Below are 24,490 nucleotides of genomic sequence, written 5' to 3'. Positions count from 1 at the left end.
AAAAACCTCTCCCGTGCGGAAGAGGCTCTTTTTCTCTTTCTTATACTCTGTCGCTTCCGAAGAAATTACGGAATGCTTGTAAATTGGTATCTCTGTTCAAAGCAGCGATTGAAGTCGTAAGCGGAATGCCTTTCGGGCAGGATTGCACACAGTTTTGTGAATTCCCGCAATCTCCGAGGCCGCCGTCTGTCATTAAAGCTTCTAAACGTTCTGCTTTGTTCATCGCGCCCGTCGGATGGGCGTTAAACAGACGCACTTGCGACATCGGGGCAGGCCCCATGAATTTCGACTTGCTGTTGACGTTCGGGCAGGCTTCGAGGCAGACGCCGCATGTCATGCATTTAGACAATTCATATGCCCACTGGCGGCGTTTTTCCGGCATTCTCGGCCCCGGCCCCAAATCGTAAGTTCCGTCAATCGGCACCCATGCTTTCACTTTTTTCAGTGAATCAAACATTCTGCTGCGGTCAACCTGAAGGTCACGGACAACCGGGAATGTTTTCATCGGCTTCAGACGGATCGGCTGTTCCAGCTTATCAATCAGCGCAGTACATGACTGGCGCGGTCTTCCGTTGATGACCATGGAGCAGGCGCCGCATACTTCTTCAAGACAGTTCATGTCCCATGCGACCGGAGTGGTTTTCTCTCCTTTTGCATTCACGGGATTTCTGCGGATTTCCATCAGGGCGGAAATCACGTTCAGATTCGGGCGGTAATTGATTTCGAATTCTTCATCGTATGGCGCGCTTTCGGGCGTATCCTGGCGTGTAATGATAAACCGTATCTTTTTCTCACTCATGATTATTTCGCCACCTTCTTCTTCGAGTAGTCGCGTTTACGGGGCGCAATCAGTGATACATCGACATCCTGATATTCAAATTCCGGAGCTTCAAACGGACCGGCATGTTTAGCCATCGTCGTTTTGAGCCACTCATCGTCATTTCTTTCAGGGAAATCCGGTTTATAGTGCGCTCCCCGGCTTTCATTTCGGTTATATGCGCCGAGCGTGATGACTCTGGCAAGCTGAAGCATATTGGAGAACTGGCGGGTGAACATCGCCCCTTGGTTGCTCCATTTTGTCGTATCGTTGATATTGATTTTCTTAAAGCGTTCCATCAGCTCTTGGATTTTGTCATCCGTTTTCAAAAGCTTGTCGTTGTGGCGGACCACCGTGACGTTGGCCGTCATCCATTCTCCGAGCTCACGGTGAAGCACGTAGGCATTTTCGTCGCCGTCCATCTTCATGATATCGGCCCATTTTTCTTCTTCTTTTTTCACATAGGAATCAAATAATGAAGAAGACAGGTCTTCCGCTGATGTTTCAAGTCCGGAAACATATTTCACCGCATTCGGTCCGGCCACCATTCCTCCGTAGATGGCGGAAAGCAGAGAGTTCGCCCCTAAACGGTTTCCTCCGTGCATTGAATAATCACATTCACCCGCTGCGAACAGTCCGCGGATGCTTGTCATCTGATCATAATCAACCCACAGTCCGCCCATTGAATAGTGAACGGCAGGGAAAATTTTCATCGGAAGCTTGCGCGGATCATCGCCCATGAATTTTTCATAGATTTCGATAATGCCGCCAAGCTTAACGTCAAGCTCTTTCGGATCTTTGTGCGACAGATCGAGATACACCATGTTTTCTCCGTTGATGCCGAGTTTCTGATTCACGCACACGTCAAAGATTTCACGTGTCGCAATATCCCGCGGCACGAGGTTTCCGTAAGCCGGATATTTTTCCTCGAGGAAGTACCAAGGTTTTCCGTCTTTGTACGTCCAGACTCTTCCGCCCTCGCCGCGCGCCGATTCACTCATCAGACGCAGTTTATCGTCCCCCGGGATTGCTGTCGGGTGAATTTGGATAAATTCGCCGTTTGCATAATAAGCGCCCTGCTGATAGACGATTGATGCGGCAGATCCCGTGTTGATCATGCTGTTTGTTGATTTTCCGAATACGATTCCGGGTCCTCCCGTCGCCATAATAACGGCGTCAGAACGGAATGACTCGATTTGCATATTGGTCAGATTTTGGGCTACGATACCGCGGCACGTGCGCTCATCATCAAGAACGGCGCCGAGGAATTCCCAGCCTTCGTATTTTGTGACGAGACCCGCCACTTCATATCTGCGCACCTGCTCGTCCAGTGCGTAAAGAAGCTGCTGACCCGTCGTCGCTCCCGCGTAAGCGGTTCTGTGATGCTGTGTACCCCCGAAACGGCGGAAGTCCAAGAGCCCTTCCGGCGTTCTGTTAAACATAACCCCCATGCGGTCCAATAAGTGGATAATGGACGGCGCCGCTTCACACATCGCTTTTACAGGAGGCTGGTTTGCCAAAAAGTCGCCTCCGTATACCGTGTCATCAAAATGCTCAAACGGAGAGTCTCCTTCCCCTTTTGTGTTGACAGCTCCGTTTATCCCGCCCTGCGCGCAGACCGAGTGAGAGCGTTTGACCGGAACGATGGAAAACAATTTAACGGCCGTGCCTGATTCCGCTGCTTTAATTGTCGCCATGAGGCCGGCTAGACCCCCGCCGACTACGATAATGCTTGATTGACTCATGATAGCCCCTCTCCCTCTAGTAATCTAGTTCTCTTACACAAACGCAAAAATCGCTTTTAAACCTACGTATGAAAGCGCTAAAAATATAATCAGCGTCACGTAAGTCGAAATTCTTTGAGAACGCGGCGTAACCGTGATCCCCCATGTGACCGCAAAAGACCATAAGCCGTTTGAAAAGTGGAAAATGACCGATAAAACGCCTACAATGTAAAAACCGAGCATAAACGGCGAGCTCAGAATATTCGCCATCATATCGAAGTTGACTTCAGCGCCCATCTGCGCGGCAATCCGCGTCTGCCACACATGCCAGCTGACGAAAATAAGGGTGAGAATACCAGTGACACGCTGAAGCACAAACATCCAGTTTCTGAAATAACTGTAGTGGCCAGCGTTGTTTTTCGCAGTAAATGCTATGTACACACCGTAAACCGCATGATAAATTAAAGGTAAGAAAATAATAAAAATTTCTAACGCATACCTGAACGGCAGACTGTCCATAAAGCCGGCCGCCTTGTTAAACGCATCCGCTCCCCTTGCGGCAAATTGGTTGACGACTAAATGCTGGATCAAAAAGATGCCGACCGGAATAACACCGAGCAAGGAATGCAATCTTCGAAAATAAAACTCTCTGTTCCCAGACATTACTTTACCCCCTGTTTGATTTAAGTGCGAAATGTACTAAAATCTCTGCCCCCACTTCGTTTCAATTGTAAGCACTTTATTAAAATTTATTGACAATTTCATTTTACTCCTCCCTCAAAAGGGCGTCAAGAAAACGTGTACATAAATTATAATTTTCGGAATTGATTATCTGGAGGGAAAATTTTATTTTCCTGCGATATCTTTCTCACTTTTTTTCACGGGTTTTATAGGATCATCCTGTAATCCTCCCCCCTGTTTAAGCTATAATAAACGAAGGAGAGAGGGGAATACATAATATGAAGAATAATTATGAAGCAGCTTTAGAACCTTTAACTGAACTCGACGTCAGCGCATACGGCTACGAATTAATCCGGGAAATCGTGCTTCCGGATATCCTCGGCCCGGATCATTCATCGATGATGTATTGGGCGGGAAAACGCCTCGCCCGCAAATTTCCTCTTCAATCGTGGGAAGAAATCCCCGCCTTTTTTGAAAAAGCCGGCTGGGGAACTTTGACAAACGCAGGATCAAAAAAACAAGAATTGGAATTTGAACTGGAAGGACCGCTCGTGTCCAACAGGCTCAAACATCAGAAAGAGCCTTGTTTCCAGCTTGAAGCCGGTTTTATAGCCGAACAGATTCAATTGATGAACGATCAGATTGCAGAATCTTATGAACAGGTAAAAAAGAGAGCGGATAAAGTCGTCCTGACCGTAAAATGGGATATGAAGGACCCTGTATAATTGAAAAAGGCGGTGACTCAAAAGTCCCGCCTTTTTGCCTGCCCGTTTATACGGCAGACGGCTGTTTAGAAAGCTCAAACGCGTCATGAAGCGCTTCGACCGCTTTCACCATATCATTTTCGCTGACAACCGCTGATACTTTTATTTCGGATGTGCTTACCATTTTGACTTGTACATTTTTTTCCGCCAGTACGGCAAACATGTCCGCGGCGACGCCGGGATTTGAAACCATGCCCGACCCGACAATGGAGACTTTCGCCAGTTTTCTTTCGGTTTCAATTTTTTCATAGTTAAGCGCGTTTTTATATTCTTCAAGCACGGCGACCGTTTGCGCGGCATCTTCCGTTTTCACTGAGAAAGAAATATCCGCTTCCCCATCGTCCGACTGTGTCTGAATAATAATGTCAACGTTGATGTTTCGTTTTGCCAGCGCGGTGAAGATTGTTGAAAGTGTTGTCAGTCCGCTTGCAAGGCCCGTAACGGACACCCTTGTGATCTGGTCTTCAAATGCAATTCCTCTGACGATTAAATTCTGCTCCATTGATGATTCCTCCTCAATTAATGTTCCGGCTTCATGCTCCGTGCTTGACCGCACTTCTAAAGGCACTTGGTAGTTTTTTGCGAACTCAACCGCCCGCGGGTGAAGAACACCCGCTCCGAGATTTGCAAGCTCCAGCATTTCATCATAAGAAATCCCCGCCAGTTTTCTCGCTGACCGGACATACCGCGGATCTGTCGTAAATACGCCCGGAACATCTGTATAAATGTCGCATTTATCCGCATCCAGCGCTGCTGCAAGAGCGACCGCCGTCGTATCGGAACCGCCCCGTCCGAGCGTCGTGATGCCGCCGTCTTCCGTTACGCCCTGAAAACCGGCAACGACTGTAATTTTGCCTTCTGCAAGCTGCGAACGAATCGCCGTGATATCAATATCCGTAATTCTCGCATTGCCGTGAACGGCTTCCGTGCGGACACCCGCCTGCCAGCCCGTATAAGAGACGGCGTCATATCCTTTTTCCTGAAGCGCCATGGCCAAAAGCGAAATCGTGACCTGCTCCCCCGTAGACAAAAGCATATCCATCTCGCGTCTGCTTGGTTCAGATGTGATTTCAGCCGCGAGGTTAACGAGCGCGTCGGTTGATTTTCCCATTGCCGAAACGACGACTACGACATCATGGCCTTTTTGCTTTTCAGCAATGGCGCGATTTGCGGCATTTTGAATTTTTTCGGCAGAGCCCACGGAAGTGCCTCCGAATTTTTGTACGATAAGACCCATACTAGACCACCCTTTACATTTTGGTTCGTGCGGGTGAGGAGAAAAGAGCGTTTTGTCCACAATAAAAAAAGCAATGAGAGGAATAGCTCTCATTGCTTTTTCATATCATTACGATTGATTATGAACAACGAGATAGCCCTCCAAGAAAATGAATTCTTGACAGCCTTACATTTATTTAATGCAAGGCCAGCAAATCACACCGATGGGATGTGATACACTTCGGCGACGCTCCCCTTTCAGCCTTTTTCACAGAATCCATCATTCTCCAAAGGCTTACTATTGAAGTTCGCACCTCTATCTTCACCATATAACACGATCTTATGAAATTAGTTCACATTCTAGCAGATTTTTCAGGAAAGCACAATACTATTTTTTTAATTTTTCAAACAGCAGCTGGGCCGCCGCGGCCGGGACACCGGCTTTTTTGATATCGTCAAGGCTTGCTTCCTTCATCTTTTTGACAGATCCGAAATGTTTTAAGAGCATTTTTTTGCGTTTTTCGCCGATTCCGGGGATATCATCCAGAACGGATTGAAAGACGCTTTTTCCCCGGATCTGTCTGTGAAAGCTGATCGCAAAACGGTGAACTTCGTCCTGAATGCGCTGAAGCAGGTAAAACTCTTGGCTGTTCCGCTCCAGAAACACCGGTTCAAGCGGGTCGCCGATCAACAGGTTCGATGTCCGGTGTTTATCATCTTTCGCCAATCCCGCTACCGGGACATCAAGGCCGAGCTCATTCTCGAGCACGTCGCGCGCCGCGTTAATCTGCCCTTTTCCGCCGTCAATGATGATTAAATCCGGCAGCGGAAGGTTTTCGCGGAGCACCCTCGTGTATCTTCTTCTGACGACTTCCCTCATTGAGCCGTAATCATCAGGCCCTGTTACGGTTTTAATTTTATATTTGCGGTATTCCTTTTTATTCGGTTTTCCGTCTATAAAGACAATCATGGCCGATACGGGGTTTGTGCCTTGAATATTGGAGTTGTCAAACGCTTCAATCCGATGCGGCGTGTAAATATTCAGTGCGTCGCCAAGCCGTTCGGCTGCACCGATTGACCGTTCCTCATCCCGCTCGATTAACGAGAATTTTTCCCGCAGGGCGATTTTCGCATTTTTGTGCGCAAGCAAAAGCAGCTCTTTTTTCGGGCCTTTTTTCGGCTGATGCACGGCGGTTTCCAACAGCTCGCTGATCATGTCCCTGTCAACGCTGTCAGGCACCAGAATTTCCTTAGGCAGAAAGTGATTGTTTTTGGAATAGAACTGGCCGATGAAGGTCAGAAACTCTTCATCCGCTTCCTGATACATCGGAAACATGCTGACATCGCGTTCGATCAGTTTTCCTTGGCGTATAAAAAAGACTTGGACGCACATCCAGCCTTTATCGTAGGCATATGCAAACACATCGCGGTCCAGAAGGTCATTCATGGTCATTTTCTGCTTCTCCATCGTCGATTCGATGTGAGCAAGCTGGTCGCGGAATTCTTTAGCCCGTTCAAATTCAAGCTTTTCGGCCGCTTCTGCCATTTTCGCTTCAAGCTCTTTTTTGATTTCGTTATGCCCTCCCTTTAAAAAACGGGTGATGTCTTCAACAATCTCGCGGTTTGTCTCCTCAGATATATCCTTTACACATGGGGCGAGGCATTGTCCGAGATGATAATAAAGACAGACGCGGTCCGGAAGCTTTGAGCATTTCCTGAGCGGGTAAAGGCGGTCCAGCAGTTTTTTCGTTTCCCGCGCCGCCTGCACATTCGGATACGGGCCGAAATAGCGTCCTTTGTCTTTTTTGACATTCCGGGTGACAATCAGCCGAGGATGGCGTTCATGGGTGATTTTTATAAAGGGATAGGTTTTATCATCTTTCAGCATGACGTTGTATTTCGGATCGTATTTTTTAATCAGATTCATTTCCAAAATAAGCGCTTCAAGATTGGAGGAAGTCACGATATATTCAAAGTCCTCAATCTCCGTCACAAGCCGTTGGGTTTTTGCGTCGTGAGAACCGGTGAAATAAGACCGCACCCTGTTTTTCAAGACTTTCGCTTTCCCCACGTAGATGACTGTTTTTTGACGGTCTTTCATTAAATAACAGCCCGGCTGATCGGGAAGGAGGGCCAGCTTTTCTTTCAGTTGTTTATTCATACGTTACCCTTCCTTACATTCATTTCTCGTGTCCATTCAGTGTATCACGAACATTTGTTTTTCTCCATTCTCAGCTTTTGGAAGATCAAAAAAAGGCGATTCCCTTTCAAAGGAATCGCCCTGCCGTAACGGAAGCTTTCGGCTTACAGATGTTTGTTTACAAGCTCTTCAAGAGCTTCTTTCGGTTTGAAGCCGACAGATGTTTCAACGACTTCTCCGTCTTTTAGCACGAGAAGTGTCGGGATGCTCATGACGCCGTATTTACCGGCAGTTTCTTGGTTTTCATCCACGTCGATTTTGACGATTTTCAATTTGTCTCCCATTTCTTGATCAAGCTCTTCAAGAACGGGCGCGATCATTTTACAAGGTCCGCACCAAGGAGCCCAGAAATCAGCCAATACGACACCTTCACTTGTTTCAGCTGAGAACGATTGATCAGTTGCTTTTACGATAGCCATTTGTTATTCCTCCAATTGTCAAATGATGATTTTTAGTATAGCATCTCCCATTCGTTCATGCTAATTTAATGCTTATATTATTTTCTCCCGAACCCGCCGGAAATAATCTTATTTATACAGTGTATTATAACCGGGCGGCGGGCGTTCAAAACTTAAGATGGATCCGCAGGCAGCGTGATTAATACAATCGCCATCGGAGGAAGCTCCGCCTCAAGTTTTCCTCCCTTTTGAGCAAACCCGGAAAACGGCTTCGGTTTGACGTTTTCCGGACTGCTGAATGTATTGCGGGCATTCATTTTTTCCGCGTGCAGAATCGTTCCCGAAGGCGTCCCTGTCTTTTTCATGCCCCGCAGTTCAATCTTCACGTCAGCTTTGTGCAGATGATCGATATTGCAAATGCTGATATGTATGTCTCCGTTTTGCTGTTTGGACGCTGAAATGCTGACTTGCGGGAGCCGGCCGTCATTCCATTCGTACCCGGCCGCTATTGTTTCTGAGGCTAAAAGAGATGCGTCCTGGTGCACCTTAAACATATCAAACACATGATACGTCGGCGTCAACAGCATATCGTTCCCTTCTGTCAGGATCATTGCCTGAAGCACGTTGACGGTTTGCGCGATATTGGCCATCTGTACGCGGTCTGCGTGCTGATGAAAAATGTGAAAATGCGCGGCGGCGACAAGGGCGTCGCGGATCGTATTCTGCTGATACAGAAAGCCCGGATTCGTGCCCGGCTCAGGATCAAGCCACGTGCCCCATTCATCAATGATCAGCCCGACTCTTTTTTCGGGATCGTACTGATCCATGATGGCGCTGTGCCTTGTGATCAATTCATCCATATGCGCCGCTTTTTTCATCGTGATGAACCATTCATCTTCCGTAAACTCCGTCGCTGATCCTTTCCCCTTCCAGAAGTCGCCCGGTATTGTGTAATAATGCAGGCTCAGCCCGTCCATGAGATCAGCGGCTTTTTTCATTAAAATTTCAGTCCAGCGGTAATCGTCGACATTCGCGCCGCCGGCAATTTTATAGATTTCATTACCGCTGTAATTGCGGACATAGGTTTGAAAGTTTCGGTAAAGGTCGGCATAATACTCAGGATGCATGTTTCCGCCGCAGCCCCAGTTCTCATTTCCTATTCCGAAATATTTCAGCTTCCACGGTGTTTCCCGCCCGTTTTCTTTTCTCCAGTCAGACATCGGGGTGCCTGCTTCAAACGTCATGTATTCAATCCAATCAGCCATTTCTTTAACCGTTCCGCTGCCGACGTTTCCGGCGATGTACGGTTCGCATCCGAGCATTTCACAAAGCATCATAAACTCGTGCGTGCCGAATTCATTAGAATCAATCGTCCCGCCCCAATGGGTATTCAGCATGGTTTTGCGTTTCCCTACGCCGTTCGCCCAATGATATTCATCAGCAAAACAGCCGCCCGGCCACCTGAGGACGGGAATCTGAAGCTGTTTGAGGGCGGCGGCGACATCCGTCCTGACCCCTCCGGTATTCGGAATATCGGAATCTTTTCCGACCCAGATGCCCTCATATATGCCTCTTCCCAGATGTTCCGCGAAATGTCCGTATATGTTTTTATTAATGGTTCCCCGTGTGATATCAGTTTGAATGACTGCCGTATTGTGAGACAAACTTGATCATTCCTTCCCCTTAATAAGAATGAAAGCACTACAGCCGATCTATCTGGGATGTATGCTGACTGGATAAGTTTGTAAGCGCTTTACAAAAGCTTATTACATTGGTTCGTACATGTCAATCTATTGTTTTATCAATATGTAATTTGTACGAATCAATTAACGCAAACCAAAACCCTCTGACAAATAAGCCAGAGGGTTTTGATTATGAATGAATATTGGCATTTTTAAATTCCTGGGTCAGAAGCGGTACCACTTCGAACAAATCGCCGACAATTCCGTAGTCCGCTATTTTAAATATTTCCGCTTCCGGGTCTTTGTTAATGGCAACGATGACCTTACTGTTTGACATGCCCGCCAAATGCTGAATCGCTCCGGAAATGCCGCAGGCGATATACAAATCCGGCGTGACGACTTTCCCCGTCTGGCCGATTTGAAGAGAATAGTCGCAGTAGTCCGCGTCACACGCGCCGCGCGAAGCGCCCACGGCTGCTCCGAGCACCTCGGCAAGTTCTTTTAACGGTTCAAATCCATCTTTGCTTTTTACACCGCGGCCGCCTGCTACGATAATTTTCGCTTCTGATAAATCCACGCCGTCCGCCGTTTTTTTGACTACTTCTTCAATGACCGTCCGCAAATCTGCCGGAGGCGCCGCAAGCTCTTCAATATCACCCGTCCGGTTCGCGTCTTTTTCTAATGCCTGAATATTATTCGGACGAATTGTCGCCAGAATGAAAGGATCGGTTGAAATCACCTGTTCAAAGGCTTTGCCGGAATAGATCGGTCTTGTAAAAACGATGTTATCTCCGGTAACGCTTACATCCGTGCTGTCTGAAATCAGCCCCGTTTCAAACCGGGCCGCAAGCTTAGGTGACAAATCTTTTCCCATAGAAGTGTGGCCGAAAATGACCGCATCAGGCTTTTCATTTTCGATCAAATCCCCGAGAACCGCGGCATATCCGTCCGCCGTATACTGAGAAAGCCCCGGCGAATCGGCCGTAAATACTTTGTCGGCGCCGTACTGAATGAGTTCTGATGCTGCATCAGCCGCGCCCTTTCCCATCAGCACGCCGATGACATCTCCTCCGCCGGAAATGGTTTTGCCTGCGGCTATGGCTTCAAAGGTGACGTTCCGTAAGGCGCCGTCACGAATTTCTCCGAGTACGATCACTTTTTTTCCCATTCTGACATCCCCCAGTTTCTTTAATATCAGTTTATACGACTTTGGCTTCTTTTCTCAGCAGTGACACAAGCTCTTTCGCCTGCTCAGCGGCTTCTCCTTCGATCAGTCTGCCCGCTTCTTTTTGCGGCGGCAGAAAACGTTCGATCGTTTTGAGCTTCGGTGCGGCATCATCTTCATCAATGCCGAGATCATCGAGCTCAAGTTCTTCCAGCGGTTTTTTCTTCGCCTTCATAATGCCCGGAAGCGACGGATAGCGCGGCTCGTTTAAGCCTTGCTGTGCCGTGATGACTAAAGGAAGTGAGGTTTTAATGATTTCGGTATCCCCTTCGTTGTCTTTCTCTGCCACAGCTTCATCGCCGCTGATTGTCAGTTTTGTAATCGTTGTGACGCAAGGAATGTTCAGCAGTTCGGCAAGCCTTGGAGCCACTTGGCCGGAACCGCCGTCAATCGCGACATTTCCGCCGAGAATCAGATCATATTCCCGGTCCTTGAAATAATGATATAAGATAGTTGAAATGGAGTATTGGTCAGGATCGCTCAGATCATCTTCAATATTGATTAACACCGCCTGGTCACAGCCCATCGCAAGGGCGGTTCTCAGTTCTTTCTCCGCATCTTCTCCGCCGACGGTTACGGCGGTCACGGTTCCGCCGTGCTCTTCCTTCAGCTGAATGGCTTCTTCAATGGCGTATTCATCATACGGATTAATGATAAATTCGGCCCCGTCCTCCTGAATCTTTCCTGCTTCAATGACGATTTTCTCTTCTGTGTCAAACGTCCGTTTCATCAGTACAAATAGATTCATATTCTTATCCCCTTTATCTTCGCCCACCGAATTGAGGCTTTCTTTTTTCGAGAAATGCCTGAATGCCTTCTTTTGCGTCATCTGATGCAAATGCTTCCCCAAAGCGCTTTGCTTCAAGCTTTAAGCCGCCGTCATAAGAATAGACCTTGTTTGAATAAAGGAGCTCAAGCAGAGAAGCCATCGACTGCGGGCTTTTTTCCGCAAACTTGCCCGCGAGCATTTTCGCTTTTTGCAGCAGCTCTTCCTCATGTTCGGCGCCTATCGTGACAAGACCGAGGCTGAGCGCTTCTTCTCCGGTCACAGGTTCTGAAGTGCCGATCATTTCAAGCGCTTTCGCCGTACCGACGTACCGGGGAAGCCGCTGCGTCCCGGCAAAGCCCGGAATAATGCCGAGATTCAGCTCGGGCAGGCCGAGCTTTGCATCTAATGTAGCGATTCTGATATGGCAGGCCATGGCAAGCTCAAGGCCGCCGCCGAGCGCAGCGCCGTGAATCGCCGCGATAACGGGCTTCGGAAACCCTTCAATTCTTTCCATCAGCTGCTGGCCTTTATCCGCCATGGCAGAAGATTGCTCAAGATTTTCAAGCGACGTAAATTCCTTTATATCAGCGCCCGCCGAGAAAAATTTCCCCTCTCCGCGAATGATGATGCTTCTGACACTGTCATCTGTTTCACAGCGGTCGAACAGACCGGACAACTCATCTAAAACCGCGCCGGACAGCGCGTTTGCCGGCTGATGATTAATGGTGATCACCGCAACAGATTGTTCTACCGCCATCGAAAGGCTGTTCATCCGTCAACCCCCTTTAGTTTTGATGAATCCCTGACACCAACAGCTCCAATACCTTGTCTGACAAATCCGGAAGATCATATTTCTGATCGTTCATCACCCATGTTGTCACTGTTTCATCTATCGTCCCGAATATCATCTGCCGGGCGAGGCGGACGTCGAGATTGTCTTTCCATTCCCCCGACTTGATTCCTTCGGTCAAAATGGTGTCCAGCATGTTTAAATAACCTTTTAAAATATCATTGATTTTCAGGCGCAGCTTGATATTCGACTGTCTGAGCTCAAGCTGGGTCACAATCGCGAGGTGGCGGTCATTGCCGAGCAGTGTGAAATGCTGCTTAATAACGAGAGCGAGTTTTTCTTTTGCCGTCGTTTTTTCTTTCACTTCTTCTTCCATGCGTTCAATGAACTGGCCCATCTTTTCTTTAAAAAGAGAAATGAGTATATCCTCTTTGTTTTTGAAATATAAATAGATGGTGCCGTCCGCAACGCCGGCCTGCTTGGCGATTTTGGACACCTGTGATTGGTGATAGCCGTTTTCCGCTATGACTTCTACTGCTGCATCAATAATCTGCATATACTTTGGCCGTTTTTGGTTCAATGTCATCGTTCCTTCCTTCGATAAATGAATGACCATTCATTCATAACTTCATGATAAAAAGGAATCCGGATTTTGTCAAGTTTTTCTTTTAAGGCACCTTGTTTTCATGGGAAGCATCTTCCTCTTCGACTAAACGCCTTCTTAATATTTTTCCGACGGCCGTTTTCGGAAGCTCTTTTCTGAATTCGTACAGCTTCGGGACTTTGTACGGCGCAAGCCGCTCTCTTGCAAACGCATCAAGCTCATCGGCATCTGCCTCGGCGCCTTTTTTCAAAACGATAAATGCTTTCACCGTTTCCCCCCTGTAGGAATCAGGGACGCCCGCTACGACGATTTCCTGAACGGCTTCATGCTCATAAAGCGCCTCTTCCACCTCCCGGGGGTAAATGTTGTATCCGCCGGCAATAATGATGTCTTTTTTCCTGTCGGCGATGTAGAAAAATCCTTCCTCATCCATATATCCCATATCTCCGGTAAACAGCCAGCCGTCTCTGATGACACGCGCCGTCTCCTCCTGCTTATTCCAGTATCCTTTCATGACCTGAGGGCCTTTTACGATCAGCTCGCCGTGTTCATACGGCTCCGCAAGCCCGCCTTTTTCTTCTGAATAGATTCCCGCATCGGTATTGGGCCAGGGACAGCCGATGCTGCCGGGTTTATTTTTTCCCCAGATGAAGTTTGAATGGGTAACCGGTGATGCTTCGGATAATCCGTAGCCTTCCACAAGCTTTCCTCCGGTCACTTTTTCAAATTTCTGTTTGACCTCAACCGGAAGCGCCGCTGAACCGCTCGGACAGCTTTCAATGGAGGACAGATCATACTTATTCAGCTCCGGGTGATGCAGCAGCCCGATGTAAATCGTCGGCGCCCCGGGGAAAACCGTCGGCTTCAGCCTGTCGATTGTTTTCAGGGTATCAAGAGCATTGAATTTAGGAAGAAGGATCATTTCACACCCCTGCATAATGGAAAAATTGAGCACGGCGGTCAATCCGTACACATGAAAAAAAGGCACGATGCCGAGCACCTTTTCGGCTCCCTTTTTCATTTTGTACATCCAGGCGGCGCACATTTCTGTATTGGCCTGAATGTTTCGGTGTGTGAGCATGACGCCTTTCGGATAGCCGGTTGTTCCGCCCGTGTATTGAAGCACGGCGATGTCATGCGCAGGGTCAATATCAAATGGCTCCGCTTCCTCCGCTTTTTCGTTTTTTAAAATATCCGCTAATTTGTGAATTTGTTCGCAGCCGTCATAATCAATATGCACCTGTTGTTTTTGCGTGAGCGTATAAAGCATATTTTTCGGAAACGGCAAAAAGTCTTTTATACTTGTTGTAATAATGCGTTCGACGAGTGATAACGTTTTCATTTTTATCACTTTCGGAAACAGCATATCGAGGGTGATGATCACGCGCGGCGCACTGTCTTTCAGCTGATACTCAAGCTCGTGTTCCGTGTAGAGAGGATTGGTCTGAACGACAATGCCGCCGGCAAACAATACGCCGTAAAAAGCGATGACCGACTGCGGACAATTGGGCAGCATAATGGCGGCTCTGTCACCTTTTTTCAGGCCTGTTTTGCGTAAAAAAGCGGCTAGCTTTAATGAATCTGTGAGAACGTCTTGGAATGTGAGTTTTTTTCCGAGAAAATAAATGGCGGTATGGTTCGGGAATTGAGCTGCGGAGTTTGTCAGATTGGATGGCAGGGTTTGATCGGTAAATTCAAGCTCATGCGGAATCTCTTCGGGATATTGAGAAAGCCATGGCTTTTCAGACTGCATAATACCTCTCCCTTCTGTTTTCCTATACGCTATTATTATAGCAGAAGGGTGATTGGAATGGGAAAGCGTTTCATGTGAAATTTCGAGTTTCGGGAGGTGTTGAGTTTGCTGGAAACGCTGCATTTTGAAGAGGGAGTTCCTATCCTGCGCCAGCTGCCGAAGCCGTTTACGTCGGCCGCCTTTTTGCTCCATCCCTTTGTCCGGATGCCGGATGGTCGGGAAGAGCAAAAGCGCAAACGGCCTTATGAATATATGTATCCGAGTGATGAGGAGATCATCGCGATGGGCAGACCCGTTTCCTGGCAAACCGTCATGAGCATTTGCGGCCTGCGTTCTGAAAAAGAAACGGCGCTTGCGCTTATGACTGCTGTCATGGCATTGCGGGAGGAATATGCACATCCTGAATCCGCCGAGCGGTTAAATCGGCTCCATCATCCCGATCTGTACTTGCCGAGCGATGATGTCACTTCGCCATTTTTGATTCCGGGACTTTTGGATGTGTTCCGTTCAAAAGGCATAAAGCGCTGCACTTATTATGAACCTGTCGAAGAGAAAGGCATATTTTCACTCAATCAAACGGCGGCTTCGGATGTATGCGGACTGCTGCGGGCTGACATGATCATTGCCGATGTAAAGCGGCGCGCCGCTTTTATGAGCATATATGATTCTTTTACGACACTCTTTCTTATGGAAGAACAAGACATGCCGTCTGTTGTCCACGCCATGAATTGGGAAGCCGTCATTTGCTCTGATACGGCCTGCATAAACTGGTATTCTCAATAAAAAAGGCCGCCGATTTGAGTTCGGCAGCCTTTTTTCAGTATTAAGATGTCATGACCAGATAAATAAGTCCGATGAACAGAAAAATCCCCGCTGCCGACAGCAGCACTTTCGCAAGCTTCTCCATTTTTCCCCGTCCCCTTAAATCCCGGCGGCCACCACAAATGACAGGCCGACTGAGATGACAAATGAAATAAAGCCGACAGCTCTGTTATCTTTTTCAATTTCTTTATCAATTTTAAACCGGGGCGTCAGAAATTCAAAGATAAAATAGCTGATTAAAAGCATAATAAATCCGTATACGCCCCAGCCGATCATTTGCAAAAGCGAATTATGCTGGGCGATGCTGTGCTGAAAGACATTCGCGATACCAAGAATTTTCCCTCCGGTCGCCATTGCCACCGCAAGATTGCCTTGTTGGATTTCCACCCAGTTTTTATAGGATGTCACCAATTCAAACACGGTCAGAAAAATGACGAGACACAAGACGGCCACACTGTAATAAGCCGCGATTTCAACAAGCTCATTTTCCCAAAAAGCATTCATGACGTTTTCTCCCTTTTTATTTTAGTTCGACAATCGTTACGCCTGATCCTCCTTCTCCCGCTTCCCCGAACCGCGAGCTTTTCACGCTGCGGTGGTTTTTCAGAAGATCCTGCACCCCTTTTCGGAGGGCGCCCGTGCCTTTTCCGTGAATGATGGACACTCTCGGATAGCCGGCAAGCACCGCGTCATCTAAATATTTTTCGACGCGGCTGAGGGCGTTTTCGTAACGCTCTCCCCTGAGGTCAAGTTCAAGGGATACGTGATAATCCTTCCCTTTTACGGCGGTGATTGCTTTTTCTTTTTTCGGTTCAGGAGCCGATTTGAGAAACTCGAGATCTTTTTCCTTCACCTTCATTTTGAGGATGCCGATTTGGACGTTCCATTCTTTCTCGCCGGTTTTTTCAAGCAGCGCCCCTTTTTGTCCGAATGTGAGCACCTTTACTTCGTCGCCCGGCTTCAGCTCGCGTTTTTTCTCTGTTTTTCTTTCCGGCTGCTTTGATTTTTCAAAAGCCGGCATCGCGTCTCCGAGACGTTTTTTGGCGTCAATCAGCTCGTGTTCCTTAAAGGATCTGTGTTCTTGCTTGATGGACCTGAGCTCGCGGATAATCTGTTCGGCTTCATTTGCGGCGGCTTCCAGTTTTTCAGCAGCTTTTTGCTCGGCTTCTTCCATCATTTTATCTTTTTGAGCGTTAAGCTCAATGATTTGCTGCTGAAGCTCTTTGTGCAGTTTTTCTGCTTCTTTTCTGAGTGATTCGGTTTCAGAAAGCTCTTCATCCGCTCTTTTTTTGCTTTTTTCAAGCGATGCAATCATCAAATCGACTTCGTTATGTTCGGCGGTCATTTCTGACTTCGCCTGGCCGATGATATGCTCCGGAAGCCCAAGGCGTCTTGAGATTTCAAATGCGTTGCTTCGGCCCGGCACTCCGATCAGGAGCTTGTAGGTAGGCGAAAGCGTTTCAATGTCAAATTCAACGCTGGCATTCATGACGCCTTGTCTGTTATATCCGTATGCTTTCAGTTCCGGATAATGGGTTGTCGCAAGCACTCTGGCGTTTGTCCGGTGAACTTCGTCAAGGATGCTCATGGCAAGCGCCGCCCCTTCCTGCGGATCTGTTCCGGCACCGAGTTCGTCAAACAGCACAAGACTGTTTTCAGACACGTCTTTTAAAATATTGACGATATTGACCATGTGGGATGAGAACGTACTCAGACTTTGTTCGATCGACTGTTCATCGCCGATATCGGCAAACACATTGTCAAATACAGCTGCTTCCGAGCCCTCGTCAGCCGGTATGTGCAATCCTGCCTGCGCCATTATCGTCAGCAGCCCGAGTGTTTTTAACGTAACGGTTTTACCGCCCGTATTCGGTCCCGTGATGACGATCGTTGAATAATCTCCGCCCAGTTCAATATCGTTGGCCACGACTTGATCTTGGGGCAGCAGCGGATGGCGCGCTTTTTTCAGACGGATAAAGCCGTCTCCGTTCATGAATGGTTTTGTCGCCTTCATTGCTTTTGCGTATCTCGCTTTGGCGAAAATGAAATCCAGTGTCTGCAGCACTTCCACATTTTGAGCGATTTCTTGTGTGTGTTCAGCCGTATGCTCCGTCAGCATCCGGAGAATCCGTTCGATTTCCTGTTTTTCTTTTACTTTCGCCTGCTGAAGCGAGTTGTTCATATCTACGATCGCCTGCGGTTCAATAAACAGTGTCGCACCGGATGAAGATGTATCGTGGACAATTCCGCCGTAGCTTGATCTGTATTCCTGTTTGACCGGGATGACAAAGCGGTCATTCCGAATCGTAACGATGGTGTCAGACAGCATTTTAGAAGCGGAAGATGAACGCAGCATCGATTCAAGCCGGTCTCTGACTCTTGATTCAAGCGTCCTGAGCTGCGTGCGGATTCCCCTTAAAGCGGGAGACGCATGATCAAGCACTTCACCATGGTCATCAATGCAGGAGTTAATCTCCCTTTCCAAATCGCCTAATGTAATCAGCTCTTCTGCATGGGCCTGTATCAGCGGAATGCCGACGCCGTCTTCTGTCATTTGGCTGATAAAATGCTTCATTTGTTTAACGGCATACAGCAGCCCGGACAATTCGGTGAATTCCGCCGGCGTCAGCACACTGCCGATTTCCGCCCGCCGTAAAGCGGATCTTATGTCGGTCAGGCCGCCGAACGGAGCATGGCCTCTCAAGCGCATGACCGCGGATGCTTCTTCGACTTCATCCAGCTGTTTTTGGATGTCGGCGAGATCCGTCAAAGGTTTCAGCTGCAGAAGCTTCTCCCTGCCGAGCGATGAGGCGGCATGTGCGGTAATCTGTTCTTTTACTTTATGAAATTCAAGTGATGATAACACTTTTTGCTGCACGGTTTTATGGTCCTCCTTACTTAATCATTGCGCGTCAGAAATGCTTTGACCTCATGTAACGGCCGGGCGTTTAACACATGTTTTGTCTCCGTCCAGCCTTTGCGCGCAGCGGTCACGCCCGTTTTCATATCATCGAGCATCTCGATATTATGGGCATCGGTATTAATGACCAAAGTCACACCTTTTTCATTTGCTTTGATCAGATGCTCAGTCCGTAAATCGAGGCGCGCGGGGTTTGCATTCAGTTCAAGCGCCGTATTTGTTTTGGCTGCGAGTTCAATCAGCATGTCGATGTCGACTTCATAGCCGGCCCGTCTGCCGATCAGGCGTCCCGTCGGGTGAGCGATAATGTCCACGTGCTTATTCGTCAGCGCCTGTTCAAGCCGTTTCATAATGACATGCTCCGGCTGGCTGAAGCTTGAATGAATAGATGCGATGACAAGATCCATTTCAGACAGAACGCTGTCATCATAATCAAGCGAACCGTCGGGGAGAATGTCCATTTCTACGCCTTTAAAAATATGAAAATGTTCAAATTCAGCGTTTAACGCGTCAATTTCTTCCGCCTGTTTTCTGAGCCGTTCGGCCGTTAACCCGTTGGCTACCTTTAAATATTGGGAATGGTCGGTGATCGCCATGTACTGGTAGCCTTTTGCCATACACGCTTCTGCCATTTCTCTGATGGAAAAAGCGCCGTCACTCCAGGCTGAGTGCATGTGGAGATCGCCTTTTATCGCTTTATGCTCCACAAGGTCCGTTTCTTCCCGGTACGTGTCGACCTCCTGCCCGCTTTCTCTGAGCTCAGGAGGAATAAACGGCAGACCGAAGTGGGCGTAAAACGCTTCTTCGCTCGGGAATGTTTTGACGTCTCCCGTTTCTATGGTTTCTACTCCGTATTCACTGATCCGTTCACCGCGCTCTTTCGCCAGCTGGCGCATTTTAATGTTGTGATCTTTAGAACCGGTAAAATGATGCAGTGTGGTGGCAAACTGTTCCTCTGTCACAAGCCGGAAATCCACACTCGTCTCATATTCAAATGTGAGGATAACCGATACTTTTGTATCCCCGCTCGCTATCACGTCTTTTACGTTCGGGAGGGAAAGAAGCTGTTCTCTGACAGCCTCCGGATGATCTGTAGCGATAATGTAATCCAGATCTTTTACGGTTTCCCGCGCTCTTCTGAGACTGCCGGCCCGGGAATATTTCTGAATATCCGTCAGCCGGGCCAAATGTTCTTCAATGACTGAAGCAATGCTGAGCGCATAGCCGATCGGAAACCGTTCCGGCTGTTTTCCGGCTTCTCCGAGAGCCTGAAGGATTTTCTCCTCCGTTTTTTTGCCGAAACCGGCGAGCCCCTGTACTTTTTGCTGCTCGCATGCTTCTTTCAGCGATTCCGCGTCATGAACACCCAGTTCCTGGTACAGCTTGGCGATTTTTTTGCCGCCGAGGCCCGGAAGCTTCAAAAGAGGAACCAAGCCTTCCGGGACTTCTTTCTGCAATTGGAGAAGCGTGCCGGACACACCTTCCTGCATATATTCACGAATGACGCCGTAGGTGCCTTTTCCGATTCCGGATAAAGACATCATGTCGTCGATTTCCGACAGGCTGCGGTCATCCTGCTCAAGCGCCGCTGCCGCTTTTCGGAAGGCTGATATTTTAAACGGGTTGTCCCCTTTCAGTTCCATATAGACCGCAATCGTTTCAAGCAGCCTGATGATATCTTTTTTATGCATACTGTTAACCCCCAGTCGTTTCCTGCTTTTCATCATACAAATTTTTCTCCTCCGGCACAACTGACGCAGAGCTTGAAAAAAACTTCTCCGGTCAAGAGAAGTTTTTTATGCCCCGTACTGGGCCCACAGTTCTTGCAGGAGCCCCGACAGATACGGCGTATGATGTGTGATGATATTTGCAAGCGTCGATTGTGCGAGCATATCCTGAAGCGCGCTTACCGGCAGTACGGATGCGACGTATAACAGGATAAACGCAAATAAATAGACTTCCAGAAATCCAAGCACCCCGCCCAGCAGTTTGTTGATCTGTTTAATGACCGGAATGCCGGCGATGATATTAAGCGCCGCTCCGATAATCCGGAGCAGGATCTTTGCGATGATAAACAAAATGACAAACGCGATCGCGTTGTAATAAGCCGTCTCCACGTTTCCTTTAATAAAAGACAGAGCCGCCTGCCCGCCGGAAAAATCAGGGGCGGGTATAAAGCTCAGATGCGGGGCCAGGTTTTTGTAAAAAAGCGCCGCAAACGCAATCGAGAGGATGAAACTCGTCAAGTATATAAATTGGAGGATAAATCCTCTTTTTAATCCAAGCAATGTGCCCATTAAGAGCAGAACTAAGATGATGATATCTATCATATGGTGTTCATTCCTTTTCTTTAAGCTGCCGCTCCAGTATTTCATATTTTTCTTGCAGTTTCATATAATCATGCACGACATTGACCGCAGTCAATACAGCGAGCTTATTTATATCAAGATATGGATTTTTCTCGTTGATTTCTCTCATTTTATCATCAACCATTCCGGCCACATGGCGCATGTGCGCTTTGCTTTCTTCCCCGATAATGGTGAAGTGCTGGCCGTAAATGTTTACTGTCGTTTTGGTTTTTTTGCCGTCAGACAACGTTTCTCCTCCATTCCGCGAGAATCCTAGTTCCTATCATACCACGATTATCGTTTGAATGGAAAGACGAGCCTCGGGCTGTTATGATACACTGGTATATACAGTGAAAAGTGCCAAAAAAGGAGATTATATCGTGTCCCATTCTGTTATAAAAGTATCCGCTTCCGCTATGGAACAAATGAAACAATCCTATGCCGGCTCCCTTACTCCCGCCGTTCCGCAGGGCGCCGTCTTCCAGGCCAAGCCCCCGGGCTGTACCATTACAGCCTACCGCTCGGGCAAGGTTCTCTTTCAAGGAAAAAACGCCGGCACAGAAGCGGCCCGCTGGGGAACGGCTGAGGCGCCGAAGGCAAAGAAAACCGTCAAAAAAGCGGCCGACCCGCTTTACGCTCCCCCGGCGGGCATTGCCTCCATGTCAGTGATCGGCTCTGATGAAGTCGGAACAGGCGATTACTTCGGGCCGATAACGGTTGCCTGCGCTTACGCCGACAAAACAAAGCTTTCTTTAATGAAAGAACTCGGTGTGAAGGATTCGAAGGATTTAAAAGATCCGCAGATTATTGAAATCGCCAAACTGTTAATTAAAACCATTCCTTACAGCCTGCTTGTGTTAAAAAACGAAAAATACAATCAGATGCAGGAAAAAGGCATGAGCCAAGGAAAAATGAAGGCGCTCCTTCATAATCAGGCGATTTCCAATCTGCTGAGAAAAATGAACGGCGTTAAACCGGAAGCGATTCTGATTGACCAATTCGCAGAGCCCGGCATTTATTTTAAGCATCTTTCCGGACGGGATATCGTAAAAGAAAAAACGTTTTTCAGCACGAAAGCGGAAAGCATACATCTTTCCGTCGCCGCAGCCTCTATCATTGCGCGATATTCTTTCTTAATTGAAATGGATAAGCTTTCCCGTGAGGCTGGGATGACGATTCCAAAGGGCGCGGGGCCGCACGTCGATGAAGCTGCCGCCAAGCTGATCATCAATAAGGGAGAAGGTGCGCTCAGAACGTTCACCAAACTTCATTTTGCCAATACGCAAAAAGCGAAACGCCTTGTAGAACGGAAACGGTCATAATAAAAAAAGCTTGCAGAATGATCTGCAAGCTTTTTCTTTATCCTCTTAATACCGCTTGATACGTTTCTTCCAGCGCTTTCAGCACGTTTTCATGTACTTTTGTCACTTCTTCTTCTGTCAATGTTTGTTCAGGGTTAACATATTGGAGCGAGAAGGCGACGGATTTTTTGCCCTCTTCCATATGCTCACCTTCGTACACATCAAATACGGTGACTTCTTTCAGCAGCGCGCCGCCGGCTTCTTTGATCACGGCTTCGAGCTGTCCGCTTGTAACGGTTTTATCTGCCACAAGCGCAATGTCGCGCGTGACAGACGGGTACTTCGGAATCGGCGTATACACGACAGGTTCTGTTTCCTCGGTCAGAAGCGCGTGCAGATCAAGCTCGAACACATACGTTTCTTTGATATCCAGCTCTTTTTCCATTGCCGGATGCACCTGGCCGATAAATCCGGCAAGCGAACCGTTCAATAGAATGTTTGCCGTCCGGCCGGGATGCATGTTTTTGCGTTCAGACTGGACAAATTCAACCCGGTCTGACACATTCAATTGATGCAGCAGGCCTTCAACGATTCCTTTGGCGACGAAGAAATCAACCGGCTTTTTCTCACCCTGCCATAAATTTTTGCGCCACAATCCGGTTACAGCTCCGGCAACCCGTTCTTTTTCAACCGGTTTTGTGTTTTCTTCTTTCGTCAGAAATACAGAACCCGTTTCATATAAAGCAACGGAATCAGTCTGTCTGGCCAGATTGTATGAAACGGCTTCAAGAAGATTCGGCACGAGGCTGTGTCTGAGAATGCTTCTTTCTTCGCTCATCGGCAGAGAAAGCATCGTGTTGAATGATTTTTCGATCGCAAAAGCGGCCGCTTTTTTATCATTCGTTAATGAATAAGTGGTCGCTTGTGAAAGACCCGCTCCTTCAAGGAAACGTCTCACTTTCCGGCGTTTTGCCTGATACGGTGTCAAGCCGCCTGTCGTGCCGGCCGTTTCCGGAAGCGTGGACGGAATATTGTCATATCCGTACAATCTCGCCGCTTCTTCAATCAGGTCTTCTTCTATTCTAATATCTCCGCGGCGCGACGGCACCGTTACGACGAGAACGTCTTCAGCTTCACCGACTGCAAACCCGAGGCGCTTGTAAATGCTGATGATTTCTTCTTTAGCGATTGCCATGCCAAGCACGGCGTTCACTTTTTCAACAGACACGTGAATGTTGTTTGCTTCGATTTTCAGATGGTTTTCTTCAACCGTGCCTGAGAGCACTTCTCCGCCGGCATATGCCTGAATGAGACTGCAGGCCCGTTCAGCCGCCAGCAATACGCGGGCCGGATCAATGCCTTTTTCATATCTGGCGCTCGCTTCGCTTCTCAGTCCGAGGTCTCTCGATGCTTTGCGGACGGTCTGTCCGTCGAAATAAGCGGCTTCCAGTAAAATCGCAGTGGTGTCTTCACGGACTTCAGACTCAGCTCCGCCCATGACTCCCGCAACGGCTTGCGCTTTTTTTCCGTTTGTGATGACCAAATGGCTGCTTGACAGCTTGCGCTCTTGTTCATCCAGCGTCACGATGGTTTCGTTTTCCGCCGCTTTTCTGACGACGACCTCTTTTGAACCGAACCGGTCGTAATCGAAAGCGTGAAGCGGCTGTCCGTACTCAAGGAGGACGAAGTTTGTAATGTCCACGACGTTATTATGCGGGCGGATGCCTGCATTCATCAGCTTCGTCTGCATCCAAAGCGGTGACGGGCCGATTTTGACGTTTTTAATGATTTTTGCGGCATAATGCGGATTGGCCTGCGTATCTTCAATCTTGACGGAGACAGCATCCGCCGCTTTTTCTGCCGCTTTTTCATATGAAGCCTCCGGAAGCTTTACCTCTGCGCCGAGGATAGCCGCCACTTCATAAGCCACGCCAAGCATGTTCATCGCGTCGGCGCGGTTCGGCGTTAAGCCCAATTCTAAAATCGCATCATCAAGCTGAAGGGCCGCCATTGCGTCAGCTCCCGTTTCAGCATCATTCGGAAAAACGAAAATGCCCTCCGCATATTCTTTCGCCACGAGCTTGCTTTCAATGCCGAGCTCCTGAAGGGAACAGATCATGCCGTGAGACGCTTCGCCGCGCAGCTTGGCTTTTTTAATTTTGAAATTGCCGGGAAGCACGGCTCCGACCGTTGCAACGGCAACCTTCTGTCCTTTATCAACATTCGGGGCGCCGCAGATAATCTGCACGGGTTCCTCCGCACCGATATCAACAAGGCATTTGTTGAGTTTGTCGGCATTCGGGTGCTGTTCACGCTCAAGCACGTGTCCGATGACAACGCCTTTTACGCCTTCCCCTTTATACTCGATACCCTCAACTTCAATACCGGCTCTTGTAATTTTTTCTGCAAGCACGGCCGGGTCGATTCCCTGCAAGTCAACGTAATCTTCTAACCATTTATATGAAACAAACATGTGT

Annotated in this window: 21 protein-coding genes and 1 riboswitch; of the genes, 3 read left to right on the top strand and 18 right to left on the bottom strand. The window is 48.2% G+C overall.

Annotated elements, in window-relative coordinates:
* Positions 1–40: 40 nt before the first annotated feature.
* Genes sdhB through sdhC form a run of 3 tightly spaced genes read right to left on the bottom strand, consistent with a single transcriptional unit; the run spans position 41 to position 3,204 of the window.
* Positions 41–799, bottom strand: coding sequence for a succinate dehydrogenase iron-sulfur subunit (gene sdhB / locus ACWJJ5_RS11325; protein ID WP_003152575.1), 759 nt, complete (start codon positions 797–799; stop codon positions 41–43).
* 2 nt (positions 800–801) lie between these two features.
* Positions 802–2,562 (bottom strand): succinate dehydrogenase flavoprotein subunit, encoded by a 1,761-nt coding sequence (sdhA, locus tag ACWJJ5_RS11320; protein WP_003152573.1) that lies wholly within the window; start codon positions 2,560–2,562, stop codon positions 802–804.
* A gap of 33 nt (positions 2,563–2,595) precedes the next feature.
* Positions 2,596–3,204 carry a succinate dehydrogenase cytochrome B558 gene (gene sdhC / locus ACWJJ5_RS11315; RefSeq protein ID WP_003152571.1) on the bottom strand — a complete coding sequence of 203 codons (609 nt, stop codon included), beginning with the start codon at positions 3,202–3,204 and terminating at the stop codon, positions 2,596–2,598.
* A 296-nt stretch (positions 3,205–3,500) separates the two neighbouring features.
* On the opposite strand from sdhC, the gene ACWJJ5_RS11310 reads away from it, so the two are divergent.
* On the top strand, positions 3,501–3,947 hold the full coding sequence (locus tag ACWJJ5_RS11310; protein WP_077722664.1) for a YslB family protein: 447 nt from the start codon (positions 3,501–3,503) through the stop codon (positions 3,945–3,947).
* A gap of 46 nt (positions 3,948–3,993) precedes the next feature.
* On the opposite strand, the gene ACWJJ5_RS11305 is transcribed toward ACWJJ5_RS11310, so the two are convergent.
* From ACWJJ5_RS11305 to ACWJJ5_RS11265, 9 genes are all read right to left on the bottom strand, one after another.
* On the bottom strand, positions 3,994–5,223 hold the full coding sequence (locus ACWJJ5_RS11305) for an aspartate kinase (protein ID WP_454022409.1): 1,230 nt from the start codon (positions 5,221–5,223) through the stop codon (positions 3,994–3,996).
* Between the two features lie 125 nt (positions 5,224–5,348).
* Positions 5,349–5,528, bottom strand: a riboswitch (Lysine riboswitch).
* 61 nt (positions 5,529–5,589) lie between these two features.
* A complete protein-coding gene (gene uvrC, locus ACWJJ5_RS11300; RefSeq protein ID WP_071391533.1) occupies positions 5,590–7,362 on the bottom strand; it encodes an excinuclease ABC subunit UvrC in 1,773 nt (590 codons plus the stop codon).
* 143 nt (positions 7,363–7,505) lie between these two features.
* Positions 7,506–7,820 (bottom strand): thioredoxin, encoded by a 315-nt coding sequence (gene trxA, locus ACWJJ5_RS11295; protein ID WP_003152560.1) that lies wholly within the window; start codon positions 7,818–7,820, stop codon positions 7,506–7,508.
* A 152-nt stretch (positions 7,821–7,972) separates the two neighbouring features.
* The gene (locus tag ACWJJ5_RS11290; protein WP_454022408.1) at positions 7,973–9,463 is read right to left on the bottom strand and encodes an alpha-N-arabinofuranosidase; all 1,491 of its coding nucleotides are present in this window, start codon (positions 9,461–9,463) and stop codon (positions 7,973–7,975) included.
* 208 nt (positions 9,464–9,671) lie between these two features.
* Positions 9,672–10,649 carry an electron transfer flavoprotein subunit alpha/FixB family protein gene (locus ACWJJ5_RS11285; RefSeq protein WP_017418309.1) on the bottom strand — a complete coding sequence of 326 codons (978 nt, stop codon included), beginning with the start codon at positions 10,647–10,649 and terminating at the stop codon, positions 9,672–9,674.
* 31 nt (positions 10,650–10,680) lie between these two features.
* On the bottom strand, positions 10,681–11,454 hold the full coding sequence (locus ACWJJ5_RS11280; RefSeq protein ID WP_017418310.1) for an electron transfer flavoprotein subunit beta/FixA family protein: 774 nt from the start codon (positions 11,452–11,454) through the stop codon (positions 10,681–10,683).
* A 13-nt stretch (positions 11,455–11,467) separates the two neighbouring features.
* Positions 11,468–12,247 carry an enoyl-CoA hydratase gene (locus tag ACWJJ5_RS11275; RefSeq protein ID WP_102421648.1) on the bottom strand — a complete coding sequence of 260 codons (780 nt, stop codon included), beginning with the start codon at positions 12,245–12,247 and terminating at the stop codon, positions 11,468–11,470.
* Positions 12,248–12,260: 13 nt separating this feature from the next.
* Positions 12,261–12,845, bottom strand: coding sequence for a TetR/AcrR family transcriptional regulator (locus ACWJJ5_RS11270; RefSeq protein WP_007408119.1), 585 nt, complete (start codon positions 12,843–12,845; stop codon positions 12,261–12,263).
* Between the two features lie 88 nt (positions 12,846–12,933).
* Positions 12,934–14,622, bottom strand: a complete 1,689-nt coding sequence (locus ACWJJ5_RS11265; protein ID WP_153986677.1) for an AMP-binding protein — start codon at positions 14,620–14,622, stop codon at positions 12,934–12,936.
* A gap of 105 nt (positions 14,623–14,727) precedes the next feature.
* Between ACWJJ5_RS11265 and ACWJJ5_RS11260 the strand changes: the two genes are divergently transcribed.
* Positions 14,728–15,405 carry a DUF2711 family protein gene (locus tag ACWJJ5_RS11260; RefSeq protein WP_436335074.1) on the top strand — a complete coding sequence of 226 codons (678 nt, stop codon included), beginning with the start codon at positions 14,728–14,730 and terminating at the stop codon, positions 15,403–15,405.
* A gap of 138 nt (positions 15,406–15,543) precedes the next feature.
* Here ACWJJ5_RS11260 and ACWJJ5_RS11255 read toward each other — a convergent pair whose 3' ends face one another.
* The 5 genes from ACWJJ5_RS11255 to zapA form a co-directional block, all read right to left on the bottom strand.
* Positions 15,544–15,948, bottom strand: coding sequence for a DUF350 domain-containing protein (locus ACWJJ5_RS11255; RefSeq protein ID WP_229154299.1), 405 nt, complete (start codon positions 15,946–15,948; stop codon positions 15,544–15,546).
* A gap of 16 nt (positions 15,949–15,964) precedes the next feature.
* On the bottom strand, positions 15,965–18,322 hold the full coding sequence (locus ACWJJ5_RS11250) for an endonuclease MutS2 (protein ID WP_454022407.1): 2,358 nt from the start codon (positions 18,320–18,322) through the stop codon (positions 15,965–15,967).
* Between the two features lie 20 nt (positions 18,323–18,342).
* On the bottom strand, positions 18,343–20,055 hold the full coding sequence (gene polX / locus ACWJJ5_RS11245; protein ID WP_102421682.1) for a DNA polymerase/3'-5' exonuclease PolX: 1,713 nt from the start codon (positions 20,053–20,055) through the stop codon (positions 18,343–18,345).
* Between the two features lie 105 nt (positions 20,056–20,160).
* Positions 20,161–20,694 (bottom strand): CvpA family protein, encoded by a 534-nt coding sequence (locus ACWJJ5_RS11240; protein ID WP_003152534.1) that lies wholly within the window; start codon positions 20,692–20,694, stop codon positions 20,161–20,163.
* Positions 20,695–20,701: 7 nt separating this feature from the next.
* Positions 20,702–20,959 carry a cell division protein ZapA gene (zapA, locus tag ACWJJ5_RS11235; RefSeq protein ID WP_003152533.1) on the bottom strand — a complete coding sequence of 86 codons (258 nt, stop codon included), beginning with the start codon at positions 20,957–20,959 and terminating at the stop codon, positions 20,702–20,704.
* A 133-nt stretch (positions 20,960–21,092) separates the two neighbouring features.
* On the opposite strand from zapA, the gene rnhC reads away from it, so the two are divergent.
* Positions 21,093–22,034: a ribonuclease HIII gene (gene rnhC / locus ACWJJ5_RS11230; RefSeq protein ID WP_012118136.1), complete on the top strand. Its 942-nt coding sequence runs from the start codon at positions 21,093–21,095 to the stop codon at positions 22,032–22,034.
* Between the two features lie 37 nt (positions 22,035–22,071).
* Here the strand turns inward: rnhC and pheT are convergent, their stop codons facing one another.
* Positions 22,072–24,486, bottom strand: coding sequence for a phenylalanine--tRNA ligase subunit beta (gene pheT, locus ACWJJ5_RS11225; RefSeq protein ID WP_146277289.1), 2,415 nt, complete (start codon positions 24,484–24,486; stop codon positions 22,072–22,074).
* Between the last annotated feature and the right edge of the window lie 4 nt (positions 24,487–24,490).

It is taken from the genome of Bacillus sp. JK74 (genome assembly GCF_053663395.1).
Note: the sequence above shows the minus strand (reverse complement) of the source record. Positions and strands in the feature narration are given on the sequence as shown.

Excerpts from the sequence above, each read along its gene's own strand:
- sdhB (WP_003152575.1), bottom strand. The coding sequence starts at position 799 with ATGAGTGAGAAAAAGATACGGTTTATCATTACACGCCAGGATACGCCC.
- sdhA (WP_003152573.1), bottom strand. The coding sequence starts at position 2,562 with ATGAGTCAATCAAGCATTATCGTAGTCGGCGGGGGTCTAGCCGGCCTC.
- sdhC (WP_003152571.1), bottom strand. The coding sequence starts at position 3,204 with ATGTCTGGGAACAGAGAGTTTTATTTTCGAAGATTGCATTCCTTGCTC.
- ACWJJ5_RS11310 (WP_077722664.1), top strand. The coding sequence starts at position 3,501 with ATGAAGAATAATTATGAAGCAGCTTTAGAACCTTTAACTGAACTCGAC.
- ACWJJ5_RS11305 (WP_454022409.1), bottom strand. The coding sequence starts at position 5,223 with ATGGGTCTTATCGTACAAAAATTCGGAGGCACTTCCGTGGGCTCTGCC.
- uvrC (WP_071391533.1), bottom strand. The coding sequence starts at position 7,362 with ATGAATAAACAACTGAAAGAAAAGCTGGCCCTCCTTCCCGATCAGCCG.
- trxA (WP_003152560.1), bottom strand. The coding sequence starts at position 7,820 with ATGGCTATCGTAAAAGCAACTGATCAATCGTTCTCAGCTGAAACAAGT.
- ACWJJ5_RS11285 (WP_017418309.1), bottom strand. The coding sequence starts at position 10,649 with ATGGGAAAAAAAGTGATCGTACTCGGAGAAATTCGTGACGGCGCCTTA.
- ACWJJ5_RS11280 (WP_017418310.1), bottom strand. The coding sequence starts at position 11,454 with ATGAATCTATTTGTACTGATGAAACGGACGTTTGACACAGAAGAGAAA.
- ACWJJ5_RS11275 (WP_102421648.1), bottom strand. The coding sequence starts at position 12,247 with ATGAACAGCCTTTCGATGGCGGTAGAACAATCTGTTGCGGTGATCACC.
- ACWJJ5_RS11265 (WP_153986677.1), bottom strand. The coding sequence starts at position 14,622 with ATGCAGTCTGAAAAGCCATGGCTTTCTCAATATCCCGAAGAGATTCCG.
- ACWJJ5_RS11255 (WP_229154299.1), bottom strand. The coding sequence starts at position 15,948 with ATGAATGCTTTTTGGGAAAATGAGCTTGTTGAAATCGCGGCTTATTAC.
- polX (WP_102421682.1), bottom strand. The coding sequence starts at position 20,055 with ATGCATAAAAAAGATATCATCAGGCTGCTTGAAACGATTGCGGTCTAT.
- ACWJJ5_RS11240 (WP_003152534.1), bottom strand. The coding sequence starts at position 20,694 with ATGATAGATATCATCATCTTAGTTCTGCTCTTAATGGGCACATTGCTT.
- pheT (WP_146277289.1), bottom strand. The coding sequence starts at position 24,486 with ATGTTTGTTTCATATAAATGGTTAGAAGATTACGTTGACTTGCAGGGA.